Source organism: Streptomyces sp. NPDC047515 (assembly GCF_040643055.1).
Taxonomy (GTDB): domain Bacteria; phylum Actinomycetota; class Actinomycetes; order Streptomycetales; family Streptomycetaceae; genus Streptomyces.
The window spans coordinates 1-14,034 of the sequence record NZ_JBEYTM010000044.1 but is presented as its reverse complement, the minus strand read 5'-3'; the positions used below and the strand labels follow the sequence as shown (position 1 = coordinate 14,034).

Sequence of the window (14,034 nt, the reverse complement as noted above, 5' to 3'; positions counted from 1 at the left end):
CCGATCGAAGGGTGACGTGGTGGGAACAGTGGACGAGTTGAAGTGCCGTACGGGGTGGGGTGGCTCAGACCCGGGCACGGAGGACGTCGATGTTGCCCCAGCGGGTCCGGGCGCGGACCTTGACGATGTCCTCGGTCTCCCCCGGGGCTGCGGAGTCGGCGAGCGTGTTGCGTACCTGCCCACGGTCGGAGCTGACGTCGAGCCAGGCAGCGGTGCCCTCGCGGATGCCGACCTCGATGGAGCCGTTGGAGGTCTCCAACTGGACGTTGCCGCAAGCGACTTCGGCGACACGCAGGTCGCCGTTGGTCGTGGTGCCGGTGACCGACGCCTCGGCGCGCGCGATGTCGACGCCGCCATTGGCGCCACTCACCCGCAGCTCGCCGGTCACGGCGCCGACGATCGTGTTGCCGTGCGAATTCTTCAGGACGGCGGGCCCGTCGACGGTGCCGACGCGCACGTTGCCGGTGCTGCTGGTGATCTCGGCCATGCCCTCGACCCGGGCCACGGTGATCGATCCGTGCGACGCGGTCAGCTTCAGCGGGCCGGTGGTGTCGAGGCGGACATCGCCGGCCGAGGTCTTCACACGGACCTCACCGAGCCGGCCCTCGCCGAGCACGTTGCCCGCGGTGCCGGTCATGTCGATGCGTGAGCCCGTGGGCAGTTCCACCGTCACGTCGACGGTGCCGCCGCGCCCGAGCAGATTGGCCTTGGGCGTGGTGACGGTCAGGACGCCGCTCGCGCAGGCGACCTCGGTCTGGTCGGCCGTCCGTACGTCCAGGTCCTTCTTCGGGTCGCGGGGCCGCACCTCGACGACGGTGTCGAGGCGGTCGCCCGCGGCAAACCGGATGGAACCTGAGTACACGTAGGCGGTAACCGCAATCGGTTCGGGAGTGTCGAAAGAAGGCATGGCTGTACCGTCCTCATGAGTCCTTGGGCCGTCCCCGCAGGTGGGACGTGGTGTGGGTGCAGTGCTTGTTCGGGATGCAGGCGCGGGCGCGGCTAGCGCACCCAGCCCGTGAAGCTGTGCCCGATGGCGCGGGTCTTCTCCGTCGTACGCGGCGGCGTGCCGCCGTCGAGCGCCCCCGTCACGGCGCGCACCAGCCACGCATTGACCGACAGGCCCTCGCGGCTCGCGGCCTCCTCGGCGCGCGCCTTGAGATGAGCCGGCAGACGCAGATTGACGCGGGCGGTGCCGCCCTCGTCGCCGTCGGCGGGCAGCGGCGCCTTGAACGGTTCGACGGGCGCGACCGGCTCGGCGGGGGCGCCGCTGTCGGTGGGCGGCGGCGTCACCACGAAGTCGGGGTCGAGCCCGCGCAGCCGTACGTCGACCGAGCCGGGGGCGAGCTCGCGGGTGATCTCGTCCATCGCGGCGGAGAGCACGTTGAGCAGGGTCAGGCGGGTCGCCGACTCCAGAGGAGCGGTGAGCCGCTCGGCCAGCTCGCGGGCATCTTCCCCGCCGGCTTCGGCGGCCACCGCGAGGTCGCGGCGAAGGGTGTCGACATACGGGGTGAGGTCCATGACGCCATGATGGCACCGTCATGGCGCCACACGCAAGCCCACATGCACACCGCGCGCGGGGCGAGATACCGAAGACCTCTTCTGAACTGCGAAAACGTGAAGAATTCGACCTGCGTCGGTGTGGCACCATGCGCACTGATGCGCTCGCGGGAGCGCAGAACGGCACCCGACGGCACTAGATGGCACCAAGCGGCGCCACTTGGCGCCATGTGATGCCGTGTGGTGCCATCTGATGCCGCGCCCGCTCACTGGGCGCCCCTCCGCTTCAGGTACGCGGCACATTGCTCCACTGGTGTCACGTTGTTGAGCGATGGGTGTGGACGCGCGCCTCGGCCTCCTCGGGCGAAATAGTCTGCCGGGCACGGCCTAGGCGGCCCGTCATCCCGCGTACGTTCGTCAACGGGATCCACTCGATCCGCGTCGGACTCGTTCTCAGGTACGGACCGCCGGAGGCGGGAAGGGGCCCAGGGGCTGAGCCATGTGCAGGTCGTCCAGGTGGGCCGGCCACTCCCTCGGCACACTCCTGAAGCCGTTCCCGGACGAACACCGACTGTCGAGTTTCGCGTACCGAGTGAGGTCACACATATGACGAAGCACCGCGCGAAGGCGTCCCGCCGATGGATGGCCCTTGCTGTCGTCGGGCTGGGAGCCGTGGGAACCCTGGGAGCCGCGGAGACCGTGACAGCCGCGGATGTGCCCTCCGCTGCCACCGCGACCGCCTTCGGCCCACACGAGAAGCAGACCGCCCGCCTGCTGACGTTGGTCAACAGCATGCGTCGCGCGGTCGGTTGCTCGCCGTTGACGGTGAACGCGAAACTCACGGAGTCCGCCCGGAAGCACAGCGCGGACATGGCTTCCCACCGGAACATGTCCCACACCGGCTCCGACGGCTCCGACCCGAGCAACCGGATCGCGGACGCCGGATACGCCCGGAGCGGGTACGGCGAGAACGTCGCCCACGGCTACACCACCCCCGAGAGCGTCATGGCCGGCTGGATGAGCAGCGCCGGCCACCGGCGCAACATCCTCAACTGCTCGTTCAAGGAAATCGGCGTGGGCCTCGCGCAGCCCGGCAACTACTGGACGCAGGACTTCGGACGGCCCGCCTTCAGGAACAGAGCAGGAGGTAGGGGGCCAGGGGCCGGTGGTTCCAGCGGGAGACCGGCCCCGACGCGCGGCCAGGATTCGGCGATGCGCGCCCGGTCGACGCTGTGAGAACGCAGCACATCGGCGAGGACCGTGACCGTGCCGTAGCCCTCGAAGGCGACGAAGGAGGGCGTTTCGGCCGGCCGCTCGCGCAGGGCCGTCCGCCCTGGCGGCAGCGGCGCGAGCGACCAGGCACCCCGACGTCCTTGGCGGTCACCACCAGGCTGGACCCTGTGGAGAACTGGTGACAGTTGAAGACGCGAACCCGCCCGTAGGCCGTCGCACACTCCTATCCTTGGCCGATGCGTGCCCACCGAATTGACCGCCCGACCGATCTCGACGTGGTCCGTGAGTCCTACGACCGCGTGGCCGACAACTACGCCCACATGGTGGTGACGACGGGAATCGGCGACATCCGTCGCCATCCCTGGCTCAAGGCATCGATCGACGCCTTCGCCGACACCGTGAGCGAGCTCGGGCCTGTCCTCGACGTCGGCTGCGGACCCGGAACGGTGACCGCCTACCTTGCCGAACGCGGACTCGACGTGTCCGGGGTCGATCTCTCCCCTCGCATGATCGAGAACGCGCGCCGTCTTCATCCGCAATGCCGCTTCAGCGTCGCCTCTGCCACCGACCTCGACCTCGGTGAAGCGTCCCTCGGCGGCGTGCTCGGGTGGTGGTCACTGTTCAACCTCCCCCGTGACGTCCTTCCTCAGGTTCTCGCCCTGTTCGCGCGCGCGCTGAAGCCGGGCGGACACCTCATCGCCGCAACACACGTCGGCGACGAAGACCTGGTGCGCACCGAGGCCTACGGAGGTGTACCCGTTCGTTGGACGACACACAAATGGCGGCCGGAACAACTCGTGGACCTGATCGAGCAGGCCGGCCTGCGCCCGGTCGCCGAACTTCGGCTTCCTGCGGATGAGCACACGGGGCCGGGTGTGGTCGTCATGGCCAAGCGACCCGGCTGAGAATCAGGCGCCGGGAGAGGCGCAGGGTCCCGTGCCGGGCAAGGCTCCTCCGAACGGTCGCGACGCCGGTCGAAGGTGCTGCCTCTGCCCGTCGTGTGTACGCAGACGCACCGAGCGTGGTGACTTCGTCACCGTGCCGCGCCTTCTCCATCTCCCGCCACGCGAACGGGACTTCGCGCGATCCCGCCCCCACGCCGGCGTGACCATGGCAAACGCGCGTCAGGCGCTCGTACGCTCCGGGCGAGCGCGCCCGTGTTTCCCGCTGCCGCCGGGGGCCGGTCCCGGCAAAGGGTGATGGGTCCGGGGGATGACCCGATGCGCCCGCGCCGTCCTGTTCACGAGGTACGGCGCACCCGCCGCGTACGGCAGCGGCAGTACGTACGACTCCATGCAGGCGGACGACGACGATCACGCCCCCGTTCACGAAGGATTGAGGCATTCCTCCGGCCCCGCCGTGCCCCGGCGCGGCCCAGGCACGGCCGGAGCGCGGCACTCGCGCCGCCGACCCGTTGCCCGGCCCAGACAGACTGGAGCGCCTCTTCGTGGCTACCTTCCTCTACCGGCTGGGCCGCTTCTCCTTCCGGAGACGCCGGCTCGTCGCCCTGCTCTGGGTGGTGGTCCTGGCCGCCTGCGCGTTCGCCGCGGCCAAGGCGCCGACCGCCCCCGAGGACGGGTTCTCGATGCCCGGCACGGAGTCGCAGAAGGCGTTCGACCTGCTGGACCAGCGCTTCCCCGGCGGCAACTCCAAGGCCGCCGGCGCCCGTATCGTCTTCGTCGCGCCCAAGGGCCAGAAGGTCACCGCGGGCCCGAACAAGGCCGCCGTCGAGAAGGTCGTCGCGGACGTGGCGGGCGGCTCGCAGGTCAAGGGCGCCCTCAACCCGTTCGAGATGGCCGGGGCCATCAGCGAGGACGGCACGACCGCGTACTCCACCGTCTCGTACGACGTACAGAGCACCGACCTCACCGACGCCACCACCAAGGCGCTGGAGGACGCCGCCGAGAACGGGCGGGACGCGGGCCTGACCGTGGAGCTCGGCGGTTCGGCCCTGGTGCCGAAGGGGGAACTCGGCGGCACGACCGAACTCATCGGTGTCGCCGCCGCGGCGGTCGTCCTGCTCATCACCTTCGGGTCGCTCGCCGCGGCGGGCCTCCCGCTGCTCACCGCGATCGTCGGCATCGGCGTGGGCGTGGCCTCGATCGTCGCCCTCGGGATGTCCACGACCACGACCACGCTCGCCCTGATGCTGGGGCTCGCGGTCGGCATCGACTACGCCCTGTTCATCGTCTCGCGCTACCGGACGGAACGCGCGGAGGGCCACAGCGCGGAGGAGGCCGCGGCACGGGCCGTGGGAGCGGCGGGTTCCGCCGTCGTCTTCGCCGGTCTCACCGTCGTCATCGCCCTGGCGGGCCTGTCCGTGGTCGGCATTCCCGTCCTGACCAGGATGGGCCTCGCCGCGGCCGGCACCGTCGTGATCGCCGTCCTGGTCGCGATGACCCTGCTGCCCGCACTGCTCGGCTTCTTCCAGAAGGCCGTCCTGCCGCGCGCCCAGCGCAAGGCGCGGGGCGGGCAGCGCGCCAAGGACGACCGGCCCAACATGGGCACCCGCTGGGCCCGCTTCGTGATCCGTCGGCCGCTCGCGGTCCTGCTGCTCGGCATCCTCGGCCTCGGCCTGATCTCCGTACCGGCGCTCGATCTCCAGCTCGGCATGCCGGGCGACGAGTCGAAGTCCACCTCGACCACCCAGCGCCGCGCCTACGACGCGCTGGCCCACGGCTTCGGCCCCGGCTTCAACGGGCCGCTCACCGTGGTCGTCGACGCCAAGGGCTCGGCCGACCCGAAGGCCGCGGCGGAGCGGGCCGCCAAGCAGCTCACCGCCACCGACGGCATCGTCGCCGCGACGCCCCCCGCCTTCAACGAGGCCGGCGACACCGCGGTGCTCACCGCCGTGCCCGCCACCGGACCGAGCTCCGCGGACACCACGGACCTCGTCCACACCATCCGCGACGAGGCCCGCGGCCTGGAGTCCGCGACCGGTGCGACGATGCTCGTCACCGGCACGACCGCGGTGAACATCGACGTGTCGCAGAAGGTCACCGACGCGCTGGTCCCCTACCTCGCGCTCGTCGTCGGGCTGGCCTTCCTGCTCCTGATGGTCGTCTTCCGCTCGCTGCTGGTCCCGCTGAAGGCGGCCCTCGGCTTCCTGCTGTCCGTGACGGCGGCCTTCGGCACGATCGTCGCGGTCTTCCAGTGGGGATGGCTCGCCGACGCCCTCGGCGTCGAGCAGACCGGACCCGTGATGAGCATGATGCCGATCTTCCTGATCGGGGTGGTCTTCGGTCTGGCGATGGACTACGAGGTCTTCCTCGTGACCCGGATGCGGGAGGCGTACGTCCACGGGGAGCGGCCCGGCGAGGCGATCGTCACCGGGTTCCGGCACAGCGCCCGGGTCGTCGCAGCCGCGGCCGTCATCATGATCGCGGTGTTCGCCGGGTTCATCGGGATGAGCGAGCCGATGATCAAGATGATGGGCGTCGGTCTCGCCTCGGCCGTCTTCTTCGACGCGTTCGTCGTCCGGATGACGATCGTCCCGGCGGTGCTCGCCCTGCTCGGCGACCGGGCGTGGTGGCTGCCCCGGTGGCTGGGGAAGGTCCTGCCCCGGGTGGACGTCGAGGGCGAGAAGCTGACCCACGGCGGGCCCGCGGCGCCCGCGCCGACGACGGAACCCGACCTCGATCCCGTGCGCGTATGAGCCGCGGTGGAGTGACGTCGCGCGTATGAGCCGCGGTGAGTGACGTGAGGCGGCCAAAGGCCCGTCCGTCGAGCGCCTGACGGACGGGCCTTTGGCCGCCCTGCGCGGGCAGACGGCCGAGTCGACGACCATGGATGGTCGGACAGACCCTGCGGAAGAGAAAGAGAGACTGCGTGTTCACCGACTGGTGGCAGTGGGCCCGACGCCACCCCCGGGCCGTCGACGTGGCGGTGGCCGTGGTGCTGTGGGTCTTCGCGGTCTTCTCCAGCACCCTGACCGACGCCCGGATCGTCCGCGCCCCGACGCTCGCCTTCTCCCTGGCCGCCGTCGTGCCCTCCGCCGTTCTGCTGCTGGGGCAGCGCGGATTCCCGCGCACGGTGGTGGCGGTGACGACGATGTGCGGTGGCGTCCTGGGCGTCATGGGCGGCCGCATCGGGTTCGACCCCAGCCCCAGCGTCGCCGGCGCCGCCCTGGTCGCCCTCTATCTCCTGGCCCTGCGTACGGACCTGCGCACGACCACGGTGTACACGACCGGGGTGGCCGTCGCCCTCGTCGTCGTCTCCGTCGGCTGGGGCAGGGGCGCGCTGCTGCGGCCCGACCAGATCGGCACCCTCTCCTGCGTCCTGCTGGCGGGCGCCGTCGGTGAGTCGGTACGGACCCGGCGCGACCATGTCGCCGCCGTGGAGGCGCGGGCCGAGCTGGCGGAACGCACCCGCGAGGAGGAGGCACGCCGCCGGGTGAGCGAGGAACGGACCCGGATCGCCCGCGAGCTCCACGACATCGTCGCGCATCACATCGCCCTCGCCCACGCGCAGGCGGCCACCGCCGCGTACCTGCTGCGCAGCCGGCCCGAGCAGGCGCAGGACATGATGGACCAGCTCGCCGGAACCACCTCCTGCGCACTGCGCGAACTCAAGGCGACCGTGGGGCTGCTGCGCCGCGAGGGCGACCCGGAGGCGCCGCTGGAACCCTCCCCCGGGCTGGCCCAGCTCCCGGAGCTGATCGCCTCGTTCGAGCGGGCGGGCCTCGTCGTCTCGGTGTCGGTGGACGGTGAGAAGCGGGCGCTGTCGTCGGGCACGGACCTGACCGCGTACCGGATCGTGCAGGAAGCGCTGACCAACGTCACCAAGCACGCGGGCTCCGCGACGGCCTCGGTCCGGCTCCGCTACACGCGCCGCCTGCTCACCCTGACCATCACCGACGACGGACACGAGCCGCGGACGGCCGGCGCGCCCGGGTACGGCCTCATCGGCATGCGGGAGCGGGCCCTGTCCGTCGGAGGCCGGCTGGCCGCCGGGCACCGGGCGAGCGGCGGTTTCGAAGTGACCACGGAACTTCCCCTGGAGACGGCGGAACCCGAACCCCACCAGGACGACGAGAGGACGGCGCGATGACCATCCGGGTACTGCTGGCCGATGACCAGGCGCTGCTGGCCGGAACCTTCCGGCTGCTGATCGACTCGAACGACGACATGGAGGTCGTCGGCGTCGCGGCGGACGGCCGGGAGGCGGTGGAGCAGGCCCGTGCCACCGCGCCGGACGTGGTCGTGATGGACATCCGCATGCCGGGCCTCGACGGGCTGGCGGCGACCGAGGAGATCTGCCGCGACGAGGCGCTGCGGGAGACCCGCATCCTCATCCTCACCACGTTCGAGATCGACGAGTACGTGGCGCGGGCCCTGCGCGCGGGAGCCAGCGGCTTCCTCGGCAAGGACGTCGGCCCCGAGGAACTCCTGGACGCGATCCGCACGGTGGCCTCGGGCGACACGCTCCTGTCGCCCACCGCGACCCGGGCCCTCATCACCCGCTATCTCGCCCGCCCGGAGGGCGGCATCGCCGTGCCCGGGGCCCTGGACGTCCTGACCGCCCGCGAGCGCGAGGTCATGGCGCAGGCCGCCGAGGGCCTGTCGAACGACGAGATCGCCGAGCGGATGCACGTCAGCCCGCTGACCGTACGCACCCATGTCGGGCGGGCCATGAGCAAACTGGGAGCCCGGCACCGGGCCCAACTGGTCGCCATGGCCTACCAGTCGGGCCTGGTGCGGGTGGACCCGCCGCAACCGTGCGACGGGCGCTGAGGGAGGCGGCGCGGGGTGTCGAAGGGCATGGCCGCGCTCGACACCGTCGGTCCGGTCCCGGACCGCTGACGGCCCGGCCCGCCGTACGGGCGATGTCCGTCCTACGGGACGGGCTCCCCCCTCGCCACGAGCTCTCCCTCGACCGCGTCCCGGCAGCCGCACGGTTGCCGGGGCGGCGCGAGACCGGCCTCGATGCCGTCCAGGGCCCGGCGGGCGGCATCGAGCTGCGCCCGCAGGGACTCGGTGTCATCGACGCGCAACGACCCTCCGGAGAGCGCCGCGCTCTCCTCCAGCTCCCGCTCCTTCTCCAACTCCCGCGCCTCCTCCAGGGAGTTGATGACCACGCCGATGAGGAGGTTGACGAGCAGGAAGGAACCGAGCAGCACGAACGAGGCGAAGTAGACGATCGTCCAGCGCGAGATCTCCAGCGCGGCGCGGACCGCGTCCCCGAGGCCGTCGAGGGTGATGAGGAGGAAGAGCGTGAGCACCGCGCGGCCGAGCGAGCCGAAGTGCTCGGGGTTGGCGTCCGCGAAGAAGACCCAGCCGACCATGGCGTACACATAGAGCAGCAGCGCGCCGACGAGCAGAAAGCTCAGCGTGCCGGGCAGGCTCTTGCCGACCGCCACGATCACGATGCGCAGCTGGGGCAGGAATCGTGCCGCACGCAGCACCCGGGCCAGCCGCAGCAGTCGCAGCACCGTGGCGTTCTCGCGGGCGAACGGCAGGAAGGCCAGGGCGACGACGAGCACGTCGAAGACGTTCCAGGGGTCGCGGAAGAAGTCCCCGGGCCGGTCGGCGTGGGCCGCGGCCCGCAACAGGATCTCGACGGTGAACGCGGCGAGAAAGACATGTTCCGTCGCCTTGAGAGCGCCGTGCCACTCCTGCACGACGCCGCTGTACGTCTCGATCCCCAGCAGGGCCGCATTGGCCACGATCACGCAGAACACGGTGCCGGCGAAGGCGGAGGAGTTCACGACACGGCGGCTGCGTACGGCGATGGCACGCCGTAACTCCGCGGCGACCTGTTCGGACATGGTGTGATTCGTTTCCTCGAAGACTTCGTTTCGCCGCAGGCCGGCTCCCGCTCACCAACAGGAGTGGATCTTAGACCGACCGGCAATCGGGGCCTGCAGGAGCGGGGATGGGGTGCGCGCAGGAGCGAACGGTGTACGGAAACGGTTCGGCGGCCCCGCTCCCGGCGCGCGTGCGGGCGGTCGGCTGGCTAGCGTGAAAACACCGGGCAACCCGTCGAGCACGAAGGAGTCGACGTCATGGCTGTACAAGCGGAGGGCACGCCGTGCTGGGCCGACGCGATGTTCCCCGACCTCGACGGCGCGAAGCGCTTCTACGGTGATGTGCTGGGCTGGACGTTCGGCGAGTCCTCGTCCGAGTTCGGCGACTACACGCAGGCGTACGCCGACGGCAAGGCGGTCGCCGCCGTCGTGCCTCCGATGCCCGGCCAGGAGGGCCCGTCGGCCTGGTGCCTGTACCTCGCCTCGCCGGACGCCGCCGCCACCGCCGCGAAGATCCGCGAGAACGGCGGCGAGACGCTGATGGACCCCATGGAGGTCGGCGAGTTCGGCACGATGCTGCTTGCCCGCGACCCGAGCGGGGTCGTCTTCGGCGTGTGGCAGGCGGGCACGCACGAGGGCTTCGAGGCCCAGGGCGTGCCCGGTGCGTTCTGCTGGGCCGAGGTGTTCACCCGGGAGCCGGAGAAGTCCGACGCCTTCTTCCCCGCCGTCTTCCCGTACAGCATCGTGGAGATCGCGGACGAGCATGTCGACTTCAGGATGTTCAACCTGGGCGACAAGACGGTCATGGGGCGGATGAGGATGGGCGACGAATTCCCGCCCGAGGTGCCGCCGCACGTGAACGTGTACTTCACCGTCCCTGACTGCGACGCCGCCGTGGCGAGGGCGACCGAGCGCGGCGCGGTCCTGCGGTTCGGCCCGATGACCATCCCGTTCGGCCGCTTCGCCGCGCTGACGGACCCGCAGGGCGCGGCGTTCTCCGTGATCGACGTCCACACGACCGAGGGCGAGGTGCCCGGTACCTCACCGGTGTCCTGAGGTCCCGCCGGGTCCTCACGGTTTCGCCGAGTCCTCATGGTTCCGGCGTCCCCAGGCGTTCCAGCAGGGCCGGGAGGTCGGCGAAGGAGTCGATCACATGGTCCGGGGTGCCGTCGGCCGCCCGGTGCGTCTCGGGGAGGTACTTGCCGGTCCTGACGAGCACACCGGTGAGCCCGGCGCGCTGGGCGGCCAGCACATCGGACTCGATGTCGTCGCCCACCATCAGGGCGCCGGACGCGGGGACGCCGAGGTGCGCGAGGGCCGCGGCGAAGAACGACCCGGCGGGCTTTCCGGTGATCTCCGCCTCGACGCGGGCGGCCCGCTCCAGCCCCAGGAGGAACGCGCCGGTGTCGAGGTCGAGCCCGGCGGCCGTACGCCAGTACATGTTCCGGTGCATGGCGACGAGCCGGGCGCCCCGCCGCACATGGCGGAAGGCGCGGTTGAGCGCCGCGTAACTGAAGGCGTTCCCGGCCCCGCCGAGGATCACCACGTCCGGGGCCCCGCCACCGGCGGCGTCCTGCCCGTCCCCGTCCGCGCCCATGTCGTGGTCCATGGCGTGGTCCATGTCCACGTCCATGTCCATGTCCTCGTCCTCGTCCACGAGTGTCACGCCCGTCAGATCGTCCCGGATGTCACCGGTGTTGATCAGCAGGCAGCGGGCGCCCGGGTGGTGCTCCCGCAGATGGGCGGCGGTGGCGGCGGGGGCGGTGAGGATGTCGTCGGCGCCGACGGGGAAGCCCACCGCGGCCAGCCGTTCGGCGATCGAGGCGCGGGTGCGGGAGGTGGTGTTGGTGACCAGCGCCAGCGGGAGGCCCGCACCGCGCAGTCGCTCCATGGCCGCCACGGTGCCGGGCAGGGGCTTCCAGGACACCGTGAGCACACCGTCGATGTCGATCAGTACCGCTCCGATTCCTTCCATACGATCGACCCTGCCCGACTTGCGCGGCCGCCGCACATGGGGTTGTTTCGAAGTAGGGAGCAGGTGGGGCACGCACCCATGCGGCCCCGTCCCCCGGTTTGGGGGTGAAACCGTCGTGCTGTTCGCCGACCGCGTGGACGCGGGACAGCAACTGGCCGAGGCGCTGCGGCATCTGGAGCGGGAGAACCCCGTCGTGCTGGGCCTGCCCCGCGGCGGAGTCCCGGTGGCGTTCCAGGTGGCACAGATGCTCGGCGCCCGACTCGATGTGATCGTGGTCCGCAAGCTCGGCGTGCCGCACCACGAGGAGGTGGCGTTCGGCGCCATCGGCGAGGGCGGGATACGGGTCATCAACGAGGACGTCGTCGGTCATCTCCGGATCGGGAAGCAGGACCTCGCGGCGATCGAGCGGGTCGAGTCGGCGGAGCTCGTACGACGGGCTCAGACATACCGCGCGGGCCGGCCGCGTACACCGCTCGAAGGCCGGACGGTGATCGTCGTGGACGACGGTGTGGCGACCGGTGCGACGGCCGCGGCGGCCTGCCAGGTCGTACGGGCCCAGCATCCGGCCCGCCTGCTGGCGGCCGTACCGGTGGCGCCGCCCGACGCGGTCGCCCGGCTGCGGGAGACCGCGGACGAGGTGGTGTGTCTGTCGACGCCGCGCCTGTTCTTCGCCGTCGGCGAGTGGTACCGCGACTTCTCGCAGACCTCCGACGAGGAGGTCGTCTCGCTGCTGGCACAGGCCGAGCACAGCGGACATGTGACGCCGGGCAGCGAGTGAGCGGCCGACGCCCGGCAACCGCTCCCGCCCGACGCCCGCCCGACGCCCGCGCCACGCCCTCGAACCGCCGGACCGACCAGGACCGCCCCGGCAATGGGCGTCGGCCCACTCAGCCCCGTGAGCCCGCTCCTCCCGCTCAGTCCGCGCAGTACGCGTCCCGCTCCGGCCGCACCCCCGTCGTCAGGAACGTGGTGACCGTGCTGTCGCCACAGGCGTTGCCGTTGCCCAGGTAGACGCCGTGTCCTCCGTGGTCGACGGCGACGAGGCGGGCCCGGTGGCCGAAGGCCTCGCGCATCTTCAGGGCGCCGGAGTACGGGGTCGCCGGGTCGCGCAGGTTCTGGATCATCAGGACGTTGGACGGCCCCTCGTCCGTGATCCTGGCCGGCCGCTCCACGGGGGCGTCCTTCCAGAAGGCGCACGGTGAGATGTTCACCGGCATCCCGCCGGTGAGCGGGTGCTTCACGCGGTCGGCAGCGACGGCGCGCCGGTACGACGCGATGCTGCCCGACCAGCGCACGTCGTTGCACATCACGCCGATCGCGACCGCCGCGTCCGGGTCCGGCAGCGGCCCGGCCAGTGCGTCGGGCAGGACGGGCTTCACCGACGCGTCCCGGGCCGCCCGGACGAGCTCCGCGAACCCGGCGAAGGCGTCATCGCGGTACAGGGCGAGCTGGAGCGCCTGCCGCAGCCGGTCGCCGGTGAGCGGGACGCCCGCCGTGGTGGTCTCCTTCGGCCGACGGTCCAGTCGCGCCGCCAGCTCCAGCACCAGCGGCTGCACGTCCTCGGCCCGCTGAGCCAGTCGCAGCCCCTCCGCTTCCCTGGCCGGGTCCGAGGCCCAGCGCGCGAAGTCGGGGAAGCGGTCGGCCGCCCCCACCGCCATGTTCGCCAGCCAGCCCTTGGCCACCCGCGACGGGTCGGGGTCGCCGTTGCTGTCCAGCACCCAACGGTCCGTGTGCTGCGGGTACTTCTGGGCGTACACGGCGCCCACATAGGTGCCGTACGAGGTTCCCCAGGCCGACAGCTTCTCCTCGCCCAGCGCCTGCCGGAAGCGGTCGATGTCCCGCACCTCGTTGGCCGTGGACAAGCTCCGCAGCAGCGCTCCCCCGTTGCGGGCACACGCCTCGGCGACCCGTCGCGACCGCTCCACGTTCTCGGTGATCGAGCCGTCGGCGGCGGGCCAGGGCCGCAGGTTCATCAGCTCCCGGTCCTCCGGGGCGAGCCCGCAGCTCGCCTTCGTGCTGCCGCCGACGCCGCGCGGGTCGAGGCTCACGATGTCGTACTGCCCCGCCGTCTCCCGTCGCAACTGCTCCCCCTTCTGCGTCACCCGCTGCACCCCGGACGAGCCGGGGCCACCGGCGATCACCAGCAGCGTGCCGCGCCGGGCCGAGGGGCGGTCGCTGCGCAGCCGGGTCACGGCGAGGGTGAGCTGCGGGCCGTCCGGGGCCCGGTAGTCGAGCGGTACGGGCAGCTCGGCGCACTCCTGCGCGGCGGGGCCGCCGTCCTGGGCACAGGACCGCCAGGAGAGCGCGGGTGCGGACGCGGTACCGGCGTGGGCGGGTGCGGTCACCACCCCGGTGAGGGCGGTGGCGGCGACGGTGACGGACAGGGCGACGAAGGCGGCGGATTTTCCGTAAGTGCTCATGCTGCAAGCCTTGTTGAGCGAACGCCCTGATCCCATCCAGGAGGCATGACAGAAAGCGGTGGGGTTAGCCCGACCGGCAAATGGGGGGTGGGATAAGGAGCGGGGCCGGGTGCGTGCAGCTGCAAGGCGGAGGAGGGAGGCAACGCGGAGCGTTGTTGACCGAC

At 71.6% G+C, this 14,034-nt stretch carries 10 protein-coding genes and 3 pseudogenes; 7 read left to right on the top strand and 6 right to left on the bottom strand.

Annotated features, from left to right (window positions below):
* Positions 1–64: 64 nt before the first annotated feature.
* Together ABZ826_RS28725 and ABZ826_RS28720 are read right to left on the bottom strand one after the other, a co-directional pair.
* The gene (locus ABZ826_RS28725) at positions 65–907 is read right to left on the bottom strand and encodes a DUF4097 family beta strand repeat-containing protein (protein WP_361454398.1); all 843 of its coding nucleotides are present in this window, start codon (positions 905–907) and stop codon (positions 65–67) included.
* 92 nt (positions 908–999) lie between these two features.
* Complete coding sequence (locus ABZ826_RS28720) at positions 1,000–1,518, bottom strand: hypothetical protein (protein ID WP_361454395.1); 519 nt, start codon at positions 1,516–1,518, stop codon at positions 1,000–1,002.
* Positions 1,519–2,262: 744 nt separating this feature from the next.
* Here ABZ826_RS28720 and ABZ826_RS28715 point away from each other — a divergent pair.
* Positions 2,263–2,616 (top strand): annotated as a pseudogene (locus ABZ826_RS28715) (CAP domain-containing protein); the annotation flags it as partial.
* 71 nt (positions 2,617–2,687) lie between these two features.
* Here the strand turns inward: ABZ826_RS28715 and ABZ826_RS28710 are convergent.
* Positions 2,688–2,822: pseudogene (locus ABZ826_RS28710) on the bottom strand (amino acid ABC transporter substrate-binding protein); the annotation flags it as partial.
* Positions 2,823–2,966: 144 nt separating this feature from the next.
* Between ABZ826_RS28710 and ABZ826_RS28705 the strand changes: the two are divergent.
* The 4 genes from ABZ826_RS28705 to ABZ826_RS28690 all read left to right on the top strand — a co-directional run bounded on the left by ABZ826_RS28705 (position 2,967) and on the right by ABZ826_RS28690 (position 8,462).
* On the top strand, positions 2,967–3,635 hold the full coding sequence (locus tag ABZ826_RS28705; protein WP_361454392.1) for a class I SAM-dependent methyltransferase: 669 nt from the start codon (positions 2,967–2,969) through the stop codon (positions 3,633–3,635).
* A gap of 542 nt (positions 3,636–4,177) precedes the next feature.
* Positions 4,178–6,385, top strand: a complete 2,208-nt coding sequence (locus ABZ826_RS28700) for an MMPL family transporter (RefSeq protein WP_361454389.1) — start codon at positions 4,178–4,180, stop codon at positions 6,383–6,385.
* A 173-nt stretch (positions 6,386–6,558) separates the two neighbouring features.
* A complete protein-coding gene (locus ABZ826_RS28695) occupies positions 6,559–7,779 on the top strand; it encodes a histidine kinase (protein ID WP_361454386.1) in 1,221 nt (406 codons plus the stop codon).
* Positions 7,776–8,462, top strand: a complete 687-nt coding sequence (locus ABZ826_RS28690; RefSeq protein WP_361454383.1) for a response regulator transcription factor — start codon at positions 7,776–7,778, stop codon at positions 8,460–8,462. The genes ABZ826_RS28695 and ABZ826_RS28690 overlap by 4 nt, the downstream gene beginning before the upstream one ends.
* 101 nt (positions 8,463–8,563) lie before the next feature.
* Here the strand turns inward: ABZ826_RS28690 and ABZ826_RS28685 are convergent, their stop codons facing one another.
* Positions 8,564–9,496, bottom strand: a complete 933-nt coding sequence (locus ABZ826_RS28685) for an ion transporter (protein ID WP_361454380.1) — start codon at positions 9,494–9,496, stop codon at positions 8,564–8,566.
* A gap of 237 nt (positions 9,497–9,733) precedes the next feature.
* On the opposite strand from ABZ826_RS28685, the gene ABZ826_RS28680 reads away from it, so the two are divergent.
* Complete coding sequence (locus ABZ826_RS28680; RefSeq protein WP_361454377.1) at positions 9,734–10,531, top strand: VOC family protein; 798 nt, start codon at positions 9,734–9,736, stop codon at positions 10,529–10,531.
* Between the two features lie 34 nt (positions 10,532–10,565).
* On the opposite strand, the gene ABZ826_RS28675 is transcribed toward ABZ826_RS28680, so the two are convergent.
* On the bottom strand, positions 10,566–11,450 hold the full coding sequence (locus tag ABZ826_RS28675; RefSeq protein ID WP_361454374.1) for an HAD-IIA family hydrolase: 885 nt from the start codon (positions 11,448–11,450) through the stop codon (positions 10,566–10,568).
* A 115-nt stretch (positions 11,451–11,565) separates the two neighbouring features.
* Between ABZ826_RS28675 and ABZ826_RS28670 the strand changes: the two are divergent.
* Positions 11,566–12,192, top strand: a pseudogene (locus ABZ826_RS28670) (phosphoribosyltransferase); the annotation flags it as partial.
* A gap of 172 nt (positions 12,193–12,364) precedes the next feature.
* Here ABZ826_RS28670 and ABZ826_RS28665 read toward each other — a convergent pair.
* Positions 12,365–13,870 carry an alpha/beta hydrolase gene (locus ABZ826_RS28665; RefSeq protein WP_361454371.1) on the bottom strand — a complete coding sequence of 502 codons (1,506 nt, stop codon included), beginning with the start codon at positions 13,868–13,870 and terminating at the stop codon, positions 12,365–12,367.
* Positions 13,871–14,034: the final 164 nt, after the last annotated feature.

Coding starts and splice junctions, on each gene's coding strand:
- ABZ826_RS28690 (WP_361454383.1), top strand. CDS start 7,776: ATGACCATCCGGGTACTGCTGGCCGATGACCAGGCGCTGCTGGCCGGA.
- ABZ826_RS28725 (WP_361454398.1), bottom strand. CDS start 907: ATGCCTTCTTTCGACACTCCCGAACCGATTGCGGTTACCGCCTACGTG.
- ABZ826_RS28685 (WP_361454380.1), bottom strand. CDS start 9,496: ATGTCCGAACAGGTCGCCGCGGAGTTACGGCGTGCCATCGCCGTACGC.
- ABZ826_RS28680 (WP_361454377.1), top strand. CDS start 9,734: ATGGCTGTACAAGCGGAGGGCACGCCGTGCTGGGCCGACGCGATGTTC.
- ABZ826_RS28720 (WP_361454395.1), bottom strand. CDS start 1,518: ATGGACCTCACCCCGTATGTCGACACCCTTCGCCGCGACCTCGCGGTG.
- ABZ826_RS28665 (WP_361454371.1), bottom strand. CDS start 13,870: ATGAGCACTTACGGAAAATCCGCCGCCTTCGTCGCCCTGTCCGTCACC.
- ABZ826_RS28675 (WP_361454374.1), bottom strand. CDS start 11,450: ATGGAAGGAATCGGAGCGGTACTGATCGACATCGACGGTGTGCTCACG.
- ABZ826_RS28705 (WP_361454392.1), top strand. CDS start 2,967: ATGCGTGCCCACCGAATTGACCGCCCGACCGATCTCGACGTGGTCCGT.